Raw genomic sequence first — 18,146 nt, 5'->3', positions numbered from 1 at the left:
TGTGTGGCGCTTTCTCATCCGGCGGATCGTCTTCGGGATCGTCGTGTTGTGGCTGGTCGCCACCACGGTGTTCCTGCTGTTCTTCGCCGGCCCGGCCGACAGCGTGGCGCGGCGGCTGGCCGGGCCCCGCGCGCCCATCGAGGTCGTCGAGCAGATCAAGGACACACTCGGGCTCGACCGGCCGCTGTTCACCCAGTACGTCGGCTTCCTCGGCGGCCTGCTGCGCGGTGACCTCGGCACCTCGTTCATCAGCCGGACGCCCGTCTCCACGCTCATCCTCCAGAGCCTCCCCGGCACGTTGTGGCTGGTCTTCGGGGCGGCCGTGCTGTGGATGATCATGGGAGTGGGCGGCGGGGTGATCTCGGCGACCAAGCCGCGCAGCCTGCGCGACCGCACGCTCACCGTGCTCGTCCTGGCCGGGATCTCGTTGCCGACCTTCGTGCTCGGCATCCTGATGATCTATCTGGCCCTGTCGGTGTTCCCGGGGTCGGGGCTGCAACCCGGACCCTACATCTCGCCGTTCATCGACGTCGGGGCGTTCCTGTCGACGATGGTCATGCCGTGGGTCTGCCTGGCCGTGGTCCAGGCGGCGGTCTACGTGCGGCTGACCCGGGGGTCGATGCTCGACACGCTGGGCGAGGACTTCATCCGTACGGCGCGGGCCAAGGGCGTGCCCGAGCGGTCGGTCACCTACCGGCACGGCCTGCGGGCCGCGCTGACGCCGGTGATCACCCAGTTCGGCGTGGACGTCGGGACCCTCCTCGGCGGCGTCGTCGTCACCGAGTCGGTCTTCGGTCTCCAGGGGATCGGGCAGCTCATGATCCGGTCGGTGCGCGACGGCGACCTGCCCGTCATCATCGGCGCGGCCATCCTGGCCGCCGCGTTCATCGTGATCGCCAACATTCTCGTGGACGTGGCGTACTCGTTCCTCGATCCACGCGTTCGGCTCGCCTGATTTGATCACGCTCTGCCACTACTCTGTGACACGAGGTGGTGGTGGGAATCATGGTGCGACTGGTGAACTACGCGGCGTTGATCGTCGTCGCCTCCAGCCTGGCGTGGCTGCTGGCCGCCGTGACCCTCGATCCCCGGGCCAACTACGCCGGCCGCACCCCCGCGCCGCCGGTCGCCGTGGTCGACGCCGCCCTGTCCGAGGTGAACCTCAACGACCACGACCCGCTGCTCGACCGCTACCTCACCTGGGTCTCCGGCCTCGCGCGGGGCGACTTCGGCCGCACCTGGGACGGCCTCAGCGTCGGGGCCGACCTGGCCGACCGCGCCGGGGTGACGCTCCGGCTGGTGACGGCGGGCCTCGTCGCCGGAGCGCTGCTCGGGCTCACCGTGGGCACGCTCGCCGCCGTCCACCACCGCCGCTGGTTCGACCGGTTGTCGGGCGGGGTGGTGTTCCTGCTGCTGGCGGTGCCGGCGGTCGTGCTGGCCAACGTGCTGATCGTCGGCGCGATCTGGTTCAACGACACGACCGGAACCCGGTTCCTCATGGTCAGCGGCGAGACCACCACCGGAGGCCCGCTCGACCGGCTCCGGCATCTGGTGCTGCCCGCGCTCACCCTCGCCCTGCCGCTGGCCGCCGTCTTCAGCCGCTACCAGCGCAACGCGATGCTCGACGTGCTGAACGCCGACTACGTCCGCACCGCCCGCGCCAAGGGGCTGCCCCGGCGCACGGTCGTCGTCCGGCACGCCCTGCGGACCGCGCTGATCCCCACGACCACCTATCTGACCTTCACCTTCGGCGCGCTCCTGGTCGGCTCGACCGTGACCGAGACGGTCTTCGGCTGGCACGGCCTCGGGCAGCGCCTCATCACCGCCATCCAGACCGGCGACGTCAACACCGTCGCCGGGATCACCGCCGTGGCCGCCGCGGCGCTGCTGCTGTCGGCCGTCGCGGCAGACGTGCTCCAGCGGGTGCTCAACCCCGGGAGGACCCGATGAGCGTGACGCTGCCCCACCTCGCCACCCCGGTCGGGGCGCCGCCGCACACCCGGCCGAGGATGTTCTCGGCCACCGGCATCGCCGGGCTCGCGATGCTGAGCTTCCTCGCCGCGCTCGCCGTCCTCGGCCCGATCCTGGTGCCTTGGACGCCCGCCGACCGCGACTTCGAGGCCTTCCTCCAGCCGCCGTCGGCCGACCACCCCTTCGGCACGACGCCCTCCGGCGGCGACATCCTCGTCCTCACGCTGCTGGGGTTGCGCAGGTCGCTGCTCATCGGGCTCGTCGTGGCGGTCGCGGCGACGACCGTGGCGGCGCTCGTGGGGGCGTTCGCCGGCTACTTCCTCGGCTGGGTCGACCGCACCCTGATGTGGGTCACCGACCTGCTGCTCGTCATCCCGGCCTTCCTCGTCGTCGCCGTCGTCTCGTCGGGGCACGACGACTGGATCGCCCTCGTCGTGCTGCTGACGGCGTTCATGTGGATGGTGACGGCGAAGGCGGTGCGCGGGGTCACCATCGTGACGCGCGACCGCGAATACGTGAAGGCGGCCCGGTTCATGGGCGTGCCGTCCCATCGCATCGTGCTGCGCCACGTCGTGCCGAACCTGGCGTCGCTGCTGGTCGCCGACGCCACCGTGAACGTCGGCGCGGCGATCCTCGCCGAGACGTCGTTGTCCTACTTCGGGTTCGGGGTGGTGCCGCCCGACGTGTCGCTCGGGTCGTTGATCGCCGACGGCGCGCCGACCGCGCTCTACGCCCCCTGGACGTTCTGGTGGGCGGCCGGGCTGCTCATCGCCCTGATCGTCGCGGTCAACCTGGTCGGCGACGACCTGCGCGACCGGTTCGACCCGGCCCTGCGAGCGTGCGAATGATCGAGGTCACCGACCTGTCCGTCTCGTTCGGCACGACGCCGGCCGTGCGGAACCTGAGCTTCTCCGTCGCGCGGGGCGAGGTCCTCGGGCTCATCGGGGAGTCGGGCTCCGGGAAGTCGGCGACCGCGCTGGCCGTCATGGGGCTGCTGCCGCGCACCGCGTCCACGACCGGGTCGATCAGGCTCAACGGCGAGGAGCTCACCACCGCCTCCGAGAAGCGGCTGACCACGCTGCGCGGGCGGGCGATGGCCATCGTGTTTCAGGATCCGCTGCAGGCGTTCACGCCCGTCCACCGCGTCGGGGCGCAGATCGCCGAGGCGATCAGGGCCCACCAGCGGGTGTCCCGCAAGGTGGCCGCGCGGCGGGCGGTGGAACTGCTCGATTTGGTCGGCATCCACGACCCCCACCAGCGGGCCAGGTCCTACCCCCACGAGTTCTCCGGCGGCATGCGGCAGCGCGCGCTCATCGCGATGGCCATCGCCAACGGCCCCGACCTGCTCATCGCCGACGAGCCGACCACCGCGCTCGACGTGACCGTCCAGGCCCAGGTCCTCGACGTGCTGACGACCGCGCGGCGCGAGACCGGCGCGGCGCTGCTGCTCATCACCCACGACCTGTCCGTGGTGGCCGAGACCGCCGACCGCGTCCACGTCATGCGGCACGGCCTGACCGTCGAGACCGGGACGGCCGAGGAGGTGCTGCGGGCGCCGCGGGAGGCGTACACGAAGACCCTGATCGCGGCGACGCGGGCCGGCGACCGGCCCGCGGCCGCGCGGCCGGTCCGGACCGTCCTCGAAGTGCGGGACCTGGTCCGGCACCACCCCGGCGTCAAGGCGGTCGACGGGGTCAGCTTCGACCTGCGGGCGGGCGAGACCCTCGGGCTCGTCGGCGAGTCGGGGTCGGGCAAGACCACCCTGCTCATGGAGATCATGGCGCTGGCCCGGCCGCAGCGGGGCCGCATCACCGTGCTCGGCCGCGACACCGCCCGCCTGTCGCGGCGCGACCGCCGCCGGGTCCGGCGCGACCTCCAGATCGTCTTCCAGGACCCGTCGGCCTCGCTCGACCCGCGCATGACCGTCGGGGCGATCGTCGCCGAGCCGCTCACCACCCACGGCCGCTCACCGGGACGGGTGCCCGAACTGCTGGCGCAGGTCGGGCTGCCGGTCTCCTACGCCGCCCGCCACCCCGTCCACCTCTCCGGCGGCCAGCGCCAGCGGGTGGCCATCGCCAGGGCCATCGCGCTCGACCCCGAGGTGCTGGTGCTCGACGAACCCGTCTCGGCCCTCGATCCGACCATCCGCGCCGAGATCGTCGAGCTGCTGGAGAACCTGCGCGCGGAACGCGGCCTGTCCTACCTGTTCGTCGCCCACGACCTGCCGCTGATCCGGCGTATCGCCGACCGCGTCGCGGTCATGTACCGGGGCCGGATCGCCGAGATCGGCCCGGCCCGCCAGGTCTTCACCACCCCCGGCCATCCCTACACGAGGGCGTTGCTGCGCGCCTCCGCCCTGCGCGACGGCGAGCCGACGACCACCACGGGCTGCCGTTTCCGCCCCCGCTGTCCCCTGTACGCCGAGCTCCCCGCCGCCCCGAGATCCCGCTGCGTCACCGAGGAACCCGAGATCAGCGGTGACTCGGGAGCCGCCTGCCACCACCATCCAGGAGAAGCACCGTGAAACGCGCATGCGCCCTGCTACTGGCCCTGACCACCGCCGCCTGCGCGGCCCAGCCGGGGGCGCCCGGCGAGCAGGCCGCCCCGGTCACCGCCGCCGACCTCAACCTGACACCGCGCGCCGAGATCAAGACCGGTGGCACCCTCCGCTGGGGTCTGACCGAATATCCGGCCCAGTGGAACCAGAACCACATCGACGGCAACCACACCAACGTCAAGACCGTCATGGACGCCCTCATGCCCCGCCCGTTCCGCGCCGACGAACACGGGGTGCTCGCGCTCGACCCCGACTACGTGGCCGCGGCCGACGTGACGGCGACCTCGCCGAAGCAGGTGGTGACGTACACGCTGAACCCGAAGGCCCGCTGGTCGAACGGCCAGCCGATCACCTGGGCCGACTACGACGCCCAGTGGAGGGCGCTGCGCGGCAAGGACCCGGCCTTCCACGTCGCCAACGTGACCGGCTACCAGGACATCGCCTCGGTGGCCAGGGGAAAGAACGACTTCCAGGTCGTGGTCACCTTCGCGCGGCCGTTCGGCGACTGGCGGTCGTTGTTCGCGCCGCTCTACCCGAAGGGCGCGACCGCCTCGCCGCAGGCGTTCAACGGGGGCTGGGTCGGCAAGATCCCCGTCACGGCCGGCCCGTTCCGGTTCGGCGCCTTCGACACCCGGGCCAAGACGATCACCCTGAACCGTGACGAGAAGTGGTGGGGCGAGCCCGCCAAGCTCGATTCGATCGTGTTCCGCGGCCTGGAGTCCGACGCCCGCGTCGCCGCCTTCGCCAACGGCGAGCTCGACGTGTTCGACATCGGCCCGTCGGCCGCCGACCTCTCCCGCGTCAAGTCGGCCGAGGGCGCGGTGGTGCGCCAGGCGGCCGGCCCCGACTTCCGCCACTTCACCTTCAACGGCGAGAGCCCGATCCTGTCCGACATCCGGGTCCGCCAGGCCGTCGCCCTGGGCGTCGACCGCGCGGTCATCGCCAAGAGCGACCTGAAGGGCCTCAACTGGCCGGTCACGCTGCTCGACAACCACTTCCTGATGAACAGCCAGCAGGGTTACCGCCCCAACGCGGGCGAACTCGCCGGCCCCGACGCCGCCCGCGCCGGCGCGCTGCTCGACGCGGCCGGGTGGCGCCTGAACGGGGCGGTCCGCCAGAAGGCCGGCAAGCAGCTCGACCTGCGCTTCGTCATCCCCTCGGGCCTCCAGCTCGCCCGTTCGGAGGGCGAGATCACCCAGGCCATGCTGGCCAAGCTGGGGATCAAGCTGACCATCGAGACCGTCCCGAGCAACGACTTCTTCACCAAGTACGTCATTCCCGGCAACTACGACATCGCGCCCTTCTCCTACGTCGGCACCCCGTTCCCGGTCTCGGCCTCCTACGGCACCTACGCCGACGGTGTGCGCTCCCAGGGCGACGAGGTCTCGTGGAACGCCAACCTCGGCCGCAGCGGCAACGCCGAGATCGACGCGAAGCTGAGGGCGGCCATGGCCGAACTCGACCCCGCCAAGGCGCTGAAGCTGATCAACGAGGCCGACCGGCTGGTGTGGCGCGAGGTCAACGTCCTGCCCCTCTACCAGCGGCCGCAGACCGTGGCCGTCGACGGGAAGCTGGCCAACGTCGGGGCCCGCGGGTTCCGCGACCTCGACTACGCCGACATCGGATTCGTGTCGTAGCCGTCCGATAGCGTGCGGGCCATGGACCTGACATGGCCCCAAGTGCTGGCCTGGCGGCTCGGCCGCCAGTTCGTGACCGCTCCCGGCCCCGGCGCGGTGGCCGTGGCCGAACGGCTCTGCGGGGTGCAGGCCCAGGTCGCGTCCTCGGCCGAGCTGGCGATCTCGCTCCGGCTCGGCCGGGCGGCCGGGGCGGAGATCGAGCAGGCGCTCTGGACCGACCAGACCCTCATCAAGACGTGGTCGATCCGGGGCACCCTGCACCTGCTGCCGACCGCCTCCTGGCCGGTCTACCGCGCGGTGCTGGGCACCCTCCGCTACTGGGACAAACCCTCCTGGCACCGCGGCAGCGGCGTGTCGGCGGCGGAACTCGACGCCATCATCGGCGCGGTGCCAGAGGCGCTCGCCAACGGGCCGCTGACCAGGGAGGAGCTGGTCGACGCGGTGATCGCGGTGACCGGCGACGAACACCTGCGCGAGAAGCTGGCCTCCGGCTGGGGCCAGCTCTTCAAACCGCTGAGCTTCCTCGGCGAGCTCTGCCACGGGGTGCCGCGCGGCGGCAAGGTGACGTTCACGGCGCCACCCAGGGTGGGGGAGATGTCGCCGGAAGAGGGCGGCGTCGAACTGCTGCGGGCCTTCCTGGGCGCCCACGGCCCGGCGAGCATGGCCGCCTTCGACGGGTGGTTGTTCCGGGGGCTGACCCGGCGCGCTGTCCTCCGCCGCTGGTTCGCCGACCTGGCGCCCGCGACGATCACCGTCGAGGGCGAGGAACTCTTCGTCCTGCCCGAACACGCCGACGACCTGAGGGCGGCCCGCCCGTCGGAGGAGACCTTCCTGCTGCCCGGCTTCGACCAGTACGTGATGGGCGCCCCCCGCGATCTGGAGCCCCTGCTGCCGGCGGCGGCGAAGGCCGCGGTCAGCAGAACGGCCGGCTGGATCTCCCCGGTCGTGGTCCACCGGGGCCGCGTGGTCGGCACCTGGGACGCCCGCGACGGCGTGCTCACCGCGACCATGCTGGAAGAGGCGCCCGGCGTGGAGAAGGCGGCCGAGAAGGTCGCCGGCGCCCTGGGCAGACCCCTCGACGTGGTGGTCAGCCGCCCCGGCGCGGCCGGAAGCCGAGCCGGTCGCCCGGCCTGAGCTGGGCGACCTTCGGCAGGTCCGCCGTGGTGACGACGCCGATGACCGGATAACCGCCGGTCGGCGGGTGGTCGGCGAGGAAGACGATGGGCTGCCCGTCCGGTGGGACCTGGATCGCGCCCGCGACCATGCCCTCACTGGGCAGTTCCCCGGCCCGCGCCCGCCTGAGCGCCGTCCCGGTCAGCCGCACCCCGACCCGGTTGCTGTCCTGGCTCACCCTGTACGCCCCCGCGCACAACGTGGCGAAACCGTCGTCGGTGAACCAGTCGTCGCGGGGCCCGCGCACGACCTCGACGACCGGACCGGCCGAGATCGGGCGCTGGGGCGCGACGTCGGCGTGCAGCCCGAACATCGGCTCGCCCAGGTCCAGGACCGTTCCCGCCGTCAGCGGCGGCGGCCCGAGCCCCGAGAGCGAGTCGGTCGACATGCTGCCCAGCACCGGCGGCACCCGGATCCCGCCCCGGACCGCCACATAGGTGCGCAACCCCTCATAGGGCGCGCCGATCTCCAGCGACCGCCCGGGAGCCACCCAGAAGGGTGCCCACATCCCGCCGGGCGACGCGGGCGCCGGCGCTCCGGTGAGCGCCACCCACCCGCCCCGCCCGAACCTGAGCGTGGCCCCGCCGAACGTGAGCTCGATCGCGGCGGCGTCCTCCGCGTTCCCCACCAGCCGGTTGGCCAGCCGCAGGCTCGGCAGGTCGGCCGCCCCCGACCGGGGCACGCCGAGGTGGGCGTAACCACGCCGGCCGAAGTCCTGGACGGTGGCGTAGGGACCCGGGGCGATGATCTCCACCGTCATGCGGCGACCATCCGGACCCTCGTGCCCGGCTTGAGCAAGGCGGGGGAGTCGCTCGTCACGTCCCACACCGAGAGGGTGGTGTGTCCCAGCAGACGCCAACCCCCGGGTGAGGCGGCGGGATACACCGCCGAGTAGGCCCCGGCGATGGCCACCGCCCCTGCCGGCACGGCGGTCCGGGGCCGGTCCAGCCGGGAGACGTGCAGAGAAGGATCAAGGCCCACCAGATAGGCGAACCCCGGCGCGAAGCCGAGCCACCCGGCCACGAACTCCGAGCCCGTGTGGCGGGCGATCACCTCGTCGACGGAGATGCCCGCCAGCGCCGCGACGTCGGCGAGGTCGGCGCCGTCGTACACGACCGGGATCTCGACCGTCTCCCCGCCCGCCTCGCGCAGGGGAGCGTGGTCGAGCTGCTCGATCAGGGGGATGAGCCGATCGGCCCGGCCGCCCACCACCAGCACCGTCTCGGGCCCCGGCACGATCTCCTCCACGTCGGTGAGCAGCCGCAGCCGGGCGTCGAGCCGGTGGGAGGCGGCCAGCGAGCCGGTCTCGACGAGCAGCGCGTTCTCGCCCACCCGCCGGATCACGTGAACGCCTCCACTGCCACACCCACGCCGACCAGCGCGTCGTGGACGGCGCGCGCGAGGCGCACCGCACCGGGGGTGTCGCCGTGGACGCAGATCGACCGCGCCGTCACCCGCACCTGCGATCCGTCGACGGCGGTCACGACGCCTTCGCGGGCCATCCGGATCGCCCGCGCGGCCACCTCGACGGGGTCGTGGAGCACCGAACCGGGCTCGCGCCGCGACACCAGGGTGCCCTCGGGGGTGTAGGCCCGGTCGGCGAAGTACTCGGTCACGGTCGGCGTGCCCAGCTCCTGTAACGCCGACCCCGGCACCGTCAGCACCGGCAGCGTGCCGTAGTCGGCGACCGCGTCGGCCACGGCGCGCGCCTGCACCTCGTCCCAGACGATCCGGTTGTAGAGCGCTCCATGCGGCTTCACATAGGCGACCCGCCCGCCGACGGCCCGCGCGATCCCGTCGACCGCCGCCAGTTGGTAGAGGACCTCGGCCCGCAGCTCCTCGGCCGGCACGTCCATCTCGCGCCGCCCGAACCCCGCCAGGTCGCGGTAGGAGACCTGCGCGCCGATCGCCACACCCCGGGCGACCGCCGCCTCGCACACCCGGCGGATCGTCAGCGGGTCGCCCGCGTGGAAGCCGCAGGCCACGTTGGCGCTGGTCACGATCTCCAGGAGAGCGGCGTCGTCGCCGAGCTTCCAGGCCCCGAATCCCTCGCCGAGGTCGGCGTTCAGGTCGATCCTCATGATCCCCAGCCTAGAGGGGCGGCTCGTCGGGGATGTCGGCGATGTCGTCGAGGGCGGCGGCGAGTTCGTCGGGGTGGTCGCCGATGCGTTCGGCGATCTCGATCAGCACGTGTAACACGTCGTGACGGTCGTGGCCGAGGTCGATCAGGCGCTGGGCCGCCTCCCACATCTGGGGCGGGTCGCCGTCCCACAGGCGCTTGGCGATCTCCTCGTGCCAGGCCAGGTGCTCGGCGAAGTCGGGGCGCGACAACTCCCCGGCGTGGTCCATCTCCAGCAGGATCCGCCGGTCGGCCTCGTCGGCCGGATCGAGGCGGTCGAGCTCGACGTCGCCGTACGTGCCCTGGAGGACCGGGAACACGAACGCCCGCCGCGCCAGCGCGGAGAGGTCGCCGTCGGGGAGGAGCCGCTCGACCAGCTCGCGGTCGAGCCCGAACGACGTCGGGTCGCGGTAGGCCACGCCGAAGCGGGCGGTCGCCTCCCAGACCGCGTCGAGCGTCGCCCGGATCGCCTGGTCGGGCAGGCCGATGCGCGACCCCGCGAAGCGCACCCAGGCGGCCAGCACGTGGGGCATGGCGTCCTGCTGCGCCGGGGTCAGCATGATCTTGCGGGGCAGCCAGTCGAGCAGGAACGTCTCGCACTTGGCCGGGCTGACCCGATGGGGACGGCCGAAATCCTGGTCGCAGCCGTAGTCGATGATGTGGTCGGCGCAGCGCGAGGCCGCCGACGGGTCGCTCAGGTTCTCGGCGGCGTCGCTGGCCAGGAACTCGGCCGCGAGCATGGCCCGCCGCTCCCTCGTGTAGGGCGCCTCGCTGTGGGCCGGGGCCGGCCGCTTGCGGCCGGGCGGCAGCGCCTTGATCCGGGAGCGCGCGAAGGCGTGGTAGGCGGAGTAGCTGTCGCTGACGACCTTGGGCGCCTTGCGGTCGTAGGCCTCTTCCCTGGCCGCCTTCATGGCGAACTCCAGCAGCGCCCGCGCCTGCTGCGGCTCGATCTCCTCGAACAGCAACATCGGGTTGCCCGCCGCCTCCAGACCGGCCTGCTCCAGCAGCTTGTCGACCTGCGTGGAGACCCAGGCGTCGCGGGCCATGCCGCGCATGTTGTAGTCGACCACCAGCACCAGCGCGTGGGTGTCGTCGCCGTTGTAGGCGAAGGTGCTGACCACCGTGTCCTGGTCGCCGTAGACGTCGCGGGAGACGTAGCAGCCCTGCGGCTTGACCGCGCCGACGCGGTCGGCCCAGCCGGGGCGGGCGACGTCGGACTCCATGAGGGCCAGCGCGGCCCCCTCGGCCTTGGCGGCCTGCCGGGCGGTGCCGAGGTAGGCGACCGAGATCAGCAGCGTGAGCGCGGCGGGGGTGCCCGCCTTGGCGGCGTAGTCGACGAGGCCCTCTCCGAGGATCTGCTCCACGTCGCCGCCGCGAAGCCGCTTCCCCCACCAGGCGCCCAGCATGTCGGACACCATCAGCTCGGCGTCCAGCGGACTCCTGACGGCGAGGAGTTCACGGGCCGCGAGGAGCATCTCCGCGAAGACGTCGTCCGGCGGATTTTCCCGGGGATCTCGTCTCCGTCTTCGACTCACTGTTCTACCTTCTCGCATTACGACGCCAAAAGGCACCGTAACGCGGCCCGGTGACTACCCCGTTATTTATCTCCTGCTCGGAGGCGCGGAGTTGACCAGGGCGAGAAGGTGCTCCCGGGCGATGCGTTCGATGCCCGCGGGAGTGACGTCGACGCCGAGATGCTCGGTGCAGGCGCGGACGTCGTCGACGCACCGTTCGACGGTGACCAGGGGGACGGTGAGGAATTCCTCGGCGAGCCGCGCGGTGACGGCCGCACGTGTTCCAGCGCGTGTTCCGGCGGCTGTGGAGCTCGTGGCGAGTGTAGGCATAGAGGCAGGCATCCTCGCTGAATGTGGGAATTCCGGTGCTCGGTGGGGCACCGGTTGTCGGGCGAAAGTGCCGTCTCTCATTCCATAACTTTCCGCGCTGGTGTCAACCCTCCGCGTGGTTTTGTTACATGAGCCAAACACACCAGGGTGACGCGTGCGAAGCTGGAAACATGTACATCCGGCTAACACAGCGTCCCGAGGCCGACGAACTCCTCGGGCGCAGTGGCCTGGCCCTGCTCGTCGGCATGCTGCTCGACCAGCAGATCCCGATGGAGTGGGCCTTCCAGGGTCCCCACACGATCTCCGAGCGGCTGGGCCACGACCTCGACGCCCACGAGATCGCCGCGATGGACCCGGAGGCCTTCGCCGCGATACTTTCGGCGAAACCGGCCGTGCACCGTTATCCCGGCTCGATGGCCGGGCGGATCAGGCAACTGGCGGCCCATCTGGTGGACCACTACGATGGCGACGCCGAGCGGGTCTGGGCCGACGCGGGCAGCGGAGCCGAATTGTTGCGCCGCCTGACCGGCCTTCCGGGGTTCGGCAAACAGAAGGCGCAGATCTTCCTGGCGCTGCTGGGCAAACAGCTCGGCGTGCAGCCGCCGGGCTGGCGCGAGGCCGCGGGGGCTTACGGCGAGGAGGGGGCGTTCCGGTCGGTCGCCGACGTGGTCGACGCCGGCAGCCTCGCCAAAGTGCGGGCGACCAAGCAGGAAGCGAAGAAGGCCGCCAAAAAGTAAGTCAGATCTTGCTGCGCGAGGTGGCGCTTTTTTGACAGGATGCGTTGACCGCATGCCGGGCGGGGCTTCCGTCCGCGCGTGCCCATCGCCGATGATGTAGGGCAGAACTGCGCTACTCAATACAGTTATGGAGATGTGCCTCGTGGGAGACCCTGGCACGCGACGGAGGTGCCGACCATGAGCGCCGAAACCTCCGTGCCCCGTCCCCGGGAGTCGGGTTTGGACATCTCAGACTCTGCCCTGTTCAAGGGCCTCATGTCGGAGGCGCCCTACGCCTTCGCCTTCTTTGACACCACTGGCCGTTTTGTCCGTGTCAACTCCACCTTTACCGAGCTGACCGGGATCGCTGTCGACCGGCATATCGACCGCCTCCCCGCCGACATCCTGTCGGCCGACCTGGCCACCGTGATCGACTCCGCCCTGCGCAGGATCAACGACGACCGTCTTCCCGTCACCGACCAGCGGCTGCGCACCCGCGCCGAGAACGGCGACGCCCGCCACTGGACCATCTCGTTCTTCCCGCTCCACGACGACGAGGGCGCCGCCATCGGCACCTCCCTGTTCGGCGTCGACCTCACCGAGCGCCAGACCACCGAAGAAGACCTGCGCCGCAGCGAGGAGCGCTACCGCTCGCTCGTGGAGTCGCAGCAGCAGCTCGTCTGGATCACCTCGCCCAGCGGCGCCGTCGTCGAAGACGCCCCGCAGTGGCGCGCCATCACCGGCCAGGGCCTGGAGGAATACCTCGCCCACGGCTGGCTCGACGCCGTCCACCCCGACGACCGCCCGGCCGCCGAGGAGGCCTGGCGCGAGGCCCTGCGCGGCCGGACCATGTTCGAGTGGAGCTACCGCGTCCGCACCCGCGCCAGCGGCTACCGCGACTTCGAGGTGCGGGCCGTCCCGATCATCCGCCACGGCCGCGTGGTCGAGTGGGTCGGCGCCAACTCCGACGTCACCGCCCAGCGTGAGGCCGAGGAGATGCGCGGCCGGCTGACCGACCAGCTCGGCGCCGCCGCACTGCGCACCGCCCGGCTCCAGGGCGCGACGGCCATACTGGCCGAGGCGCTCACGGTCGAGCAGGTCGTCCAGGTCATCATCGACGTCGGCCGCACCGCCCTGGCCGCCGACCACTCCGCCGTCGCGCTGCTCGACCCCGACCGCGGCACCCTCAAGGTGATCAACTCCGGCGCGATCCCCGACGCGGGCGGCGCCCCCGGCGAAGACATCTCACTGTCGCGCTCCAGCGTGATGACCATGGCCGTCAACAGCCGCCGCCCGGTCTTCGCCGAGTCGCCCGAGAGCCTGCGCGCCCAGCTCACCGACGCCGGCGGCGAGACCGACCAGATCAACGGCTTCCTCGCCCACACCCAGGAGCGGGCCTGGGTGGGCCTCCCGCTGCTGGCCGCGGGACGCGCGCTGGGAGCGCTCCGCTTCTCCTTCACCCGCCCCCAGAAGATCTCCCAGGAAGACGGGGTGTTCCTGGAGGCCCTGGCCGGTCAGTGCGCGCTGGCCGTCGAGCGGGCCACCCTGTTCGAGCGCGAGCACCGCACCGCCGAGACGCTCCAGCGCAGCCTGCTCCCCGAGCGGCTGCCGGTCGTGCGCGGCCTCGTGCTGGCCCAGCGTTTCCGCTCGGGCTCCCGCCACGTCCAGGTCGGCGGCGACTGGTACGACGCCTTCGTGCTCCAAGACGGCCGGGTGGCCGCCGTGGTCGGCGACGTCATGGGCAAGGGTGTCAAGGCCGCCGCCGGAATGGGCCGCATCCGCAACGCGATGCGCGCCCTGGCGCTGACCAACCCGCCGCCCGCGGCGGTGCTCACCGGACTCGACCGCGTCTTCGAGGCGACCGAAGAAGAAGAGCAGGTCACGACGCTGGCCTACATGGTCGTCGAGCCGACCACGGGTGAGGGCACCCTCGCGCTGGCCGGTCACCCGCCGCCCCTGCTGGTCTCCCCGCAGGGCACCGCGATCCTCCAGGAGAGCGACCAGCCCGGCACCCCGCTCGGCTGGGCCACCAGCCGCAAGCAGTTCCGGTTCGCCGTGCCGCCCGGCCACACGGCGGTGCTCTACTCCGACGGTCTCGTCGAAAACCGCAAGCGGGGCCTGGACGCGGGTCTGCGGGAGCTCTCCGCGGTCGTCGCCGAAGCCCCTGAGGAGATCTTGACAAGTCCCCATATGTTGCTTGATTTCCTGGTGGACCGGATGTTGTCCGGGTATGAACAGGATGATGACGTCACGGTGCTTGCGGTCCATGTCCCCGCTGCCACGAAGAGTGACTGAATGAATCAGTCATAACGGTTGCTTTCGGGTATCGGTGACCGGCTTCCGTACGCACCAGTGTCTCGGTCGGCCTAGGGTGGAGGGCAACCGGCCGGAGGTGGCCGTACGGGGTGTGGCGGCGTGCCAGAATGGTTTGTCGCCCTCCGCGCGGCCTCGCCATCGGAAAAGAAGCAACCACCTGGGTCCATTCTCGCCATGCGTTCGTTCGAGAGGTGTTCGTGTCGCCTGCAAGTTCGACTCGCTCGAAGCCGTCGGAGCTGAACGAGCCAGTGATTCAGCAGCTCCTCGAGCGTGGGCGCTCGCAGGGTTTCCTCGAAGCCGAGGATGTCCGCCGGGCGGTCGAGGAAGCGGACATTCCGGTACCGCAAGTCGCTGGAATCCTGCGCAGCCTCAGCAAAGAGGGCATCATCGTCAGGCTCACCGCCGAAGACTCCGCGGGGCCGAAGAAGGCGAAGCCCCCCGCGAAGAGCCGTACCAAGGCCGCGCCCGTCAAGAAGACGTCCACCAAGGCCGCCGCCGCCAAGGAGTCGCAGCCCGAGACCGTCACCGCCGTGGTGACCGATCCGGCGCCCGCTCCGGCCGCGAAGAAGCCGGCCGCCAAGAAGGCCGCCCCGGCTGCGAAGCCCGCCGCGTCCGCGAAGAAGACCGTCCCCGCCGCGAAGCCCAAGGCCGGCGAGGCGCCGGCCACCGGTCCCGCCACCCCCGCGGGTAAGGCCGAGCCGAAGCCCAAGTCGGCCGAGCTGTCCGAAGACGACGACGACATCGAAGACGTCGACATCGAAGACTTCGACATCGAGGACATCGAAGACGTCGAGGTCGACGTCGAGACCGACGAGTCCGAGGGCGAGGGCGACTCCGAAGAGGAGACGACCGACGAGCCCAAGGGCGCCGAGGTCGTGGCCAAGGTCGAAGAAGAGGTCCTGATCCTCACCGACGACGACGACGACGCGCCCGTGGCGCAGGTCGCCGCCGCCGGCGCCACCGCCGACCCGGTGAAGGACTATCTGAAGCAGATCGGCAAGGTCCCCCTGCTCAACGCCGAGCAGGAGGTCGAGCTCGCCAAGCGCATCGAGGCCGGCCTGTTCGCCGAGGAGCAGCTCGGCACCGACGGTGACCAGCTCCCCGTCGACGTCCGCGCCGAGCTGGAGTGGATCGCCGAAGACGGCCGCCGGGCCAAGAACCACCTGCTGGAGGCCAACCTCCGCCTGGTGGTCTCGCTGGCCAAGCGCTACACCGGCCGCGGCATGTTGTTCCTGGACCTGATCCAGGAGGGCAACCTCGGTCTGATCCGCGCCGTCGAGAAGTTCGACTACACCAAGGGCTACAAGTTCTCGACCTACGCCACGTGGTGGATCCGGCAGGCGATCACCCGGGCCATGGCCGACCAGGCGCGGACCATCCGCATCCCGGTCCACATGGTCGAAGTGATCAACAAGCTGGCCCGCGTGCAGCGCCAGATGCTCCAGGACCTGGGCCGCGAGCCCACCCCGGAGGAGCTGGCCCGCGAGCTCGACATGACCCCCGAGAAGGTCATCGAGGTCCAGAAGTACGGCCGCGAGCCGATCTCGCTCCACACCCCCCTCGGAGAGGAGGGCGACAGCGAGTTCGGTGACCTGATCGAAGACTCCGAGGCCATCGTCCCGGCCGACGCCGTCAGCTTCACGCTCCTCCAGGAGCAGCTCCACAGCGTTCTGGACACCCTGTCCGAGCGCGAGGCGGGCGTCGTCTCGATGCGGTTCGGTCTGACCGACGGTCAGCCCAAGACCCTCGACGAGATCGGCAAGGTCTACGGCGTGACGCGCGAGCGCATCCGCCAGATCGAGTCGAAGACGATGTCCAAGCTGCGTCACCCGTCGCGTTCGCAGGTCCTGCGCGACTACCTCGACTAACGGATGTCCGTTAATACGGCCCGGCACGCAATATTGCGTACCGGGCCGTATTAACGTGCTTGTTTTACTTGGGCGTAACACGAAAGTTGCGTGTGACCAACTCGTCACTTCTATGCTGCCGCCCCATGGGAGTAATCGAAGTGGATCGAGCACGTGCTCGGGGGCCACGAGTGATCCCGGACCGCCCATGGGCGGACATCATGCTGGACGAGGCGGTTCTGGCCGTTCAGCGCCGTAACGTCGAGGCGGCCGTCCCGATCCTGGCCGCCACCAGAGGCGATCCCGAAGTGCGCGCGCTGCGTATCGAGGCCCTCTCCCGCGCCGCGATCGGAATGAGCCGCGGCATCGAGAGCCTCATCGCCAGAGATCAGTCGAATCCCGATTTATGGTTGTGGCTCGGCAGGACCAGAATCGAGGAGGCCTTCGAGATAAAACCCGAAGTGAAGGCGCGGGCCGTGCAGGCCCGCCGGTTGGAGGCCTACCACTCCGCCATGGAGTCGGCCCGCCAGCCGCTCGTGACCGCGGCCGGCCTGATGCCCGCCGACCCGGTCCCGTGGGAGTCGATGCTCTGGCTCGCCGTCGGCCTCGAACGGCCGCGGAGCGACAAGGACTCCGTCTGGTACGAATGCGCCCGCCGCTGGCCGACGCTCTATCCGGCCAACGTGGCCCGGCTGATCACCCTGTCGCCCGGCTGGGGCGGCACCGCGACCGAAATGCTGGAATTCGCCCGTACGGTGGTCGCCAACGCCCCCGAGGGCAGCCCCCTGCCGGCCCTGATCCCCCTGGCCCACTTCGAGAACGTCGCCGCCGAACGCACTCCCATGTCACGTGGCGGCTGGTTCGGCTTCGACGCCCAGCGAGAGATCGTCGCCGCGGCCGGCCGGTGGTCGCAGCGCCGGATCGGCCCCGCCCATCCGCGATCCATCGAGGCCCACAACGCCTTCGGAGCCGCCTTCTTCCTGTCCGACCTGCGACGTCCGGCGAGGGGACATCTCACGCGGACGGGCGGCCGGTTCAGCAGACTGCCGTGGTCACACCTCGGCGGGGAACCGGAGAACCAGTTTCAGCGGGCCTGCCACAAACTGAACGTCATCACGAACTGAGCACCACGTCGAGCCTGCCGGGGTGGAGCTCGACGGCATGACCGAGCCTGGTCAGCAGGTGGGCGAGCTCGCCGGCGTCCTTCGCCGGGGCGGGGCTCTCCACCAGCGACCGGGCGATCAGACCCCGGGTGAGCTTGGCCATGTGGCTGACGACGGTGCCGTCGTGCCGCAAAACCCTGACCGCGACCGTCTCCCTCCTGGGTTTCCAGGCCGCGGCGTAGGTCGACGACCGGAGATCGACCACGAGCCCCGCGCCCCCGTCGAGGACCTGGGCGAGGCCCGGCTTCCAGAACGCGGCCAGGCCGCCGACCGGCGGCAGGCGGACCCCCATCGAGAGCCGGTAGGGCGGGACCCGGTCGCCGAGCCTGAGCGCCCCCCAGAGCCCCGAGAACACGACGAGCCGTTTCGTGGCGCGGGCCCTGGCCTTGGAATCGAGCGTGGCGAGGCTGAGGGCGTCGTAGAGGACGCCGGTGTAGAGATCGGAGACCTTGACGGTGCGGGCTGATCGCAGCCCCTGGTTGCGGCCGATCTCGCCGGCCAGGCCGGGAGGCAGGCCGAGAACCTGGCGGGCCTGCTCGGGGGTGTGGCAGAGGTCGATGAGCGCGTCGAGGACCTTCTCGCGGGAGGAGGTCAGCTCCGGGAAGCTCAGCGAGTCGAGATCGACGGGACGACCCCGGCCGGAGGCCGCCTTGCCCTCCGAGGGCGGCAGGAGGATCAGCACGCGCCTAGCCTAGGGCGAAACCCCAGGCCAGTGGCACGCGGTGCCGGGGAACATCTGCTCTCAGGCCGACGGTTCTCGGGGTGGGCGGAGCCGTGACGGAAAAGACGACGGCGTGACCAGG

The 18,146-nt window shown here is 71.1% G+C and carries 16 protein-coding genes; 10 read left to right on the top strand and 6 right to left on the bottom strand.

What is annotated here, in order from left to right:
* Window position 1: 1 nt before the first annotated feature.
* The 6 genes from AW273_RS15575 to AW273_RS15550 are packed head-to-tail and all read left to right on the top strand — an operon-like array spanning window position 2 to window position 7,299.
* Window positions 2-955: an ABC transporter permease gene (locus tag AW273_RS15575; RefSeq protein ID WP_062349036.1), complete on the top strand. Its 954-nt coding sequence runs from the start codon at window positions 2-4 to the stop codon at window positions 953-955.
* Window positions 956-1,005: 50 nt separating this feature from the next.
* A complete protein-coding gene (locus AW273_RS15570; RefSeq protein ID WP_232327441.1) occupies window positions 1,006-1,950 on the top strand; it encodes an ABC transporter permease in 945 nt (314 codons plus the stop codon).
* Window positions 1,947-2,819, top strand: coding sequence for an ABC transporter permease (locus AW273_RS15565; RefSeq protein WP_062349035.1), 873 nt, complete (start codon window positions 1,947-1,949; stop codon window positions 2,817-2,819). Before AW273_RS15570 ends, AW273_RS15565 begins: the two co-directional genes overlap by 4 nt.
* A complete protein-coding gene (locus AW273_RS15560; protein ID WP_062349034.1) occupies window positions 2,816-4,495 on the top strand; it encodes a dipeptide ABC transporter ATP-binding protein in 1,680 nt (559 codons plus the stop codon). The genes AW273_RS15565 and AW273_RS15560 overlap by 4 nt, the downstream gene beginning before the upstream one ends.
* Complete coding sequence (locus tag AW273_RS15555) at window positions 4,492-6,165, top strand: ABC transporter family substrate-binding protein (protein ID WP_083949786.1); 1,674 nt, start codon at window positions 4,492-4,494, stop codon at window positions 6,163-6,165. Before AW273_RS15560 ends, AW273_RS15555 begins: the two co-directional genes overlap by 4 nt.
* Window positions 6,166-6,186: 21 nt before the next feature.
* Complete coding sequence (locus tag AW273_RS15550) at window positions 6,187-7,299, top strand: DNA glycosylase AlkZ-like family protein (protein WP_063909971.1); 1,113 nt, start codon at window positions 6,187-6,189, stop codon at window positions 7,297-7,299.
* Here the strand turns inward: AW273_RS15550 and AW273_RS15545 are convergent.
* From AW273_RS15545 to AW273_RS15525, 5 genes are all read right to left on the bottom strand, one after another.
* Window positions 7,253-8,098: a 5-oxoprolinase subunit C family protein gene (locus AW273_RS15545; RefSeq protein WP_062349032.1), complete on the bottom strand. Its 846-nt coding sequence runs from the start codon at window positions 8,096-8,098 to the stop codon at window positions 7,253-7,255. The genes AW273_RS15550 and AW273_RS15545 overlap by 47 nt on opposite strands.
* Window positions 8,095-8,682, bottom strand: coding sequence for a 5-oxoprolinase subunit B family protein (locus tag AW273_RS15540; RefSeq protein ID WP_062349031.1), 588 nt, complete (start codon window positions 8,680-8,682; stop codon window positions 8,095-8,097). The genes AW273_RS15545 and AW273_RS15540 overlap by 4 nt, the downstream gene beginning before the upstream one ends.
* Entirely contained in the window at window positions 8,679-9,419 is a 741-nt protein-coding gene (locus AW273_RS15535; RefSeq protein ID WP_062349030.1) for a LamB/YcsF family protein, read from the bottom strand. The genes AW273_RS15540 and AW273_RS15535 overlap by 4 nt, the downstream gene beginning before the upstream one ends.
* Window positions 9,420-9,429: 10 nt before the next feature.
* The gene (locus AW273_RS15530) at window positions 9,430-10,932 is read right to left on the bottom strand and encodes a hypothetical protein (protein WP_062349029.1); all 1,503 of its coding nucleotides are present in this window, start codon (window positions 10,930-10,932) and stop codon (window positions 9,430-9,432) included.
* 126 nt (window positions 10,933-11,058) lie between these two features.
* Complete coding sequence (locus tag AW273_RS15525; RefSeq protein WP_062349028.1) at window positions 11,059-11,301, bottom strand: hypothetical protein; 243 nt, start codon at window positions 11,299-11,301, stop codon at window positions 11,059-11,061.
* Between the two features lie 170 nt (window positions 11,302-11,471).
* On the opposite strand from AW273_RS15525, the gene AW273_RS15520 reads away from it, so the two are divergent.
* From AW273_RS15520 to AW273_RS15505, 4 genes are all read left to right on the top strand, one after another.
* Window positions 11,472-12,038, top strand: coding sequence for an HhH-GPD-type base excision DNA repair protein (locus tag AW273_RS15520; RefSeq protein ID WP_083949785.1), 567 nt, complete (start codon window positions 11,472-11,474; stop codon window positions 12,036-12,038).
* 177 nt (window positions 12,039-12,215) lie between these two features.
* Window positions 12,216-14,312 (top strand): SpoIIE family protein phosphatase, encoded by a 2,097-nt coding sequence (locus AW273_RS15515; protein WP_062349171.1) that lies wholly within the window; start codon window positions 12,216-12,218, stop codon window positions 14,310-14,312.
* 218 nt (window positions 14,313-14,530) lie between these two features.
* Window positions 14,531-16,201 (top strand): RNA polymerase sigma factor, encoded by a 1,671-nt coding sequence (locus AW273_RS15510; protein WP_062349170.1) that lies wholly within the window; start codon window positions 14,531-14,533, stop codon window positions 16,199-16,201.
* Window positions 16,202-16,401: 200 nt separating this feature from the next.
* A complete protein-coding gene (locus AW273_RS15505; RefSeq protein ID WP_232327439.1) occupies window positions 16,402-17,304 on the top strand; it encodes a hypothetical protein in 903 nt (300 codons plus the stop codon).
* Here AW273_RS15505 and AW273_RS15500 read toward each other — a convergent pair.
* Window positions 17,294-18,025, bottom strand: coding sequence for a YaaA family protein (locus AW273_RS15500; RefSeq protein ID WP_062349025.1), 732 nt, complete (start codon window positions 18,023-18,025; stop codon window positions 17,294-17,296). The two genes, AW273_RS15505 and AW273_RS15500, sit on opposite strands and share 11 nt — an antisense overlap.
* Between the last annotated feature and the right edge of the window lie 121 nt (window positions 18,026-18,146).

This window comes from Herbidospora yilanensis (assembly GCF_001570565.1).
Taxonomy (GTDB): domain Bacteria; phylum Actinomycetota; class Actinomycetes; order Streptosporangiales; family Streptosporangiaceae; genus Herbidospora; species Herbidospora yilanensis.
This window is presented reverse-complemented; position numbering and strand designations above follow the sequence as displayed.

What these genes read in the sequence shown, in the direction of transcription:
- AW273_RS15535 (WP_062349030.1), bottom strand. Translation starts at nt 9,419, where the DNA reads ATGAGGATCGACCTGAACGCCGACCTCGGCGAGGGATTCGGGGCCTGG.
- AW273_RS15560 (WP_062349034.1), top strand. Translation starts at nt 2,816, where the DNA reads ATGATCGAGGTCACCGACCTGTCCGTCTCGTTCGGCACGACGCCGGCC.
- AW273_RS15520 (WP_083949785.1), top strand. Translation starts at nt 11,472, where the DNA reads ATGTACATCCGGCTAACACAGCGTCCCGAGGCCGACGAACTCCTCGGG.
- AW273_RS15530 (WP_062349029.1), bottom strand. Translation starts at nt 10,932, where the DNA reads ATGCTCCTCGCGGCCCGTGAACTCCTCGCCGTCAGGAGTCCGCTGGAC.
- AW273_RS15570 (WP_232327441.1), top strand. Translation starts at nt 1,006, where the DNA reads ATGGTGCGACTGGTGAACTACGCGGCGTTGATCGTCGTCGCCTCCAGC.
- AW273_RS15565 (WP_062349035.1), top strand. Translation starts at nt 1,947, where the DNA reads ATGAGCGTGACGCTGCCCCACCTCGCCACCCCGGTCGGGGCGCCGCCG.
- AW273_RS15525 (WP_062349028.1), bottom strand. Translation starts at nt 11,301, where the DNA reads ATGCCTACACTCGCCACGAGCTCCACAGCCGCCGGAACACGCGCTGGA.
- AW273_RS15505 (WP_232327439.1), top strand. Translation starts at nt 16,402, where the DNA reads ATGCTGGACGAGGCGGTTCTGGCCGTTCAGCGCCGTAACGTCGAGGCG.
- AW273_RS15550 (WP_063909971.1), top strand. Translation starts at nt 6,187, where the DNA reads ATGGACCTGACATGGCCCCAAGTGCTGGCCTGGCGGCTCGGCCGCCAG.
- AW273_RS15515 (WP_062349171.1), top strand. Translation starts at nt 12,216, where the DNA reads ATGAGCGCCGAAACCTCCGTGCCCCGTCCCCGGGAGTCGGGTTTGGAC.
- AW273_RS15545 (WP_062349032.1), bottom strand. Translation starts at nt 8,098, where the DNA reads ATGACGGTGGAGATCATCGCCCCGGGTCCCTACGCCACCGTCCAGGAC.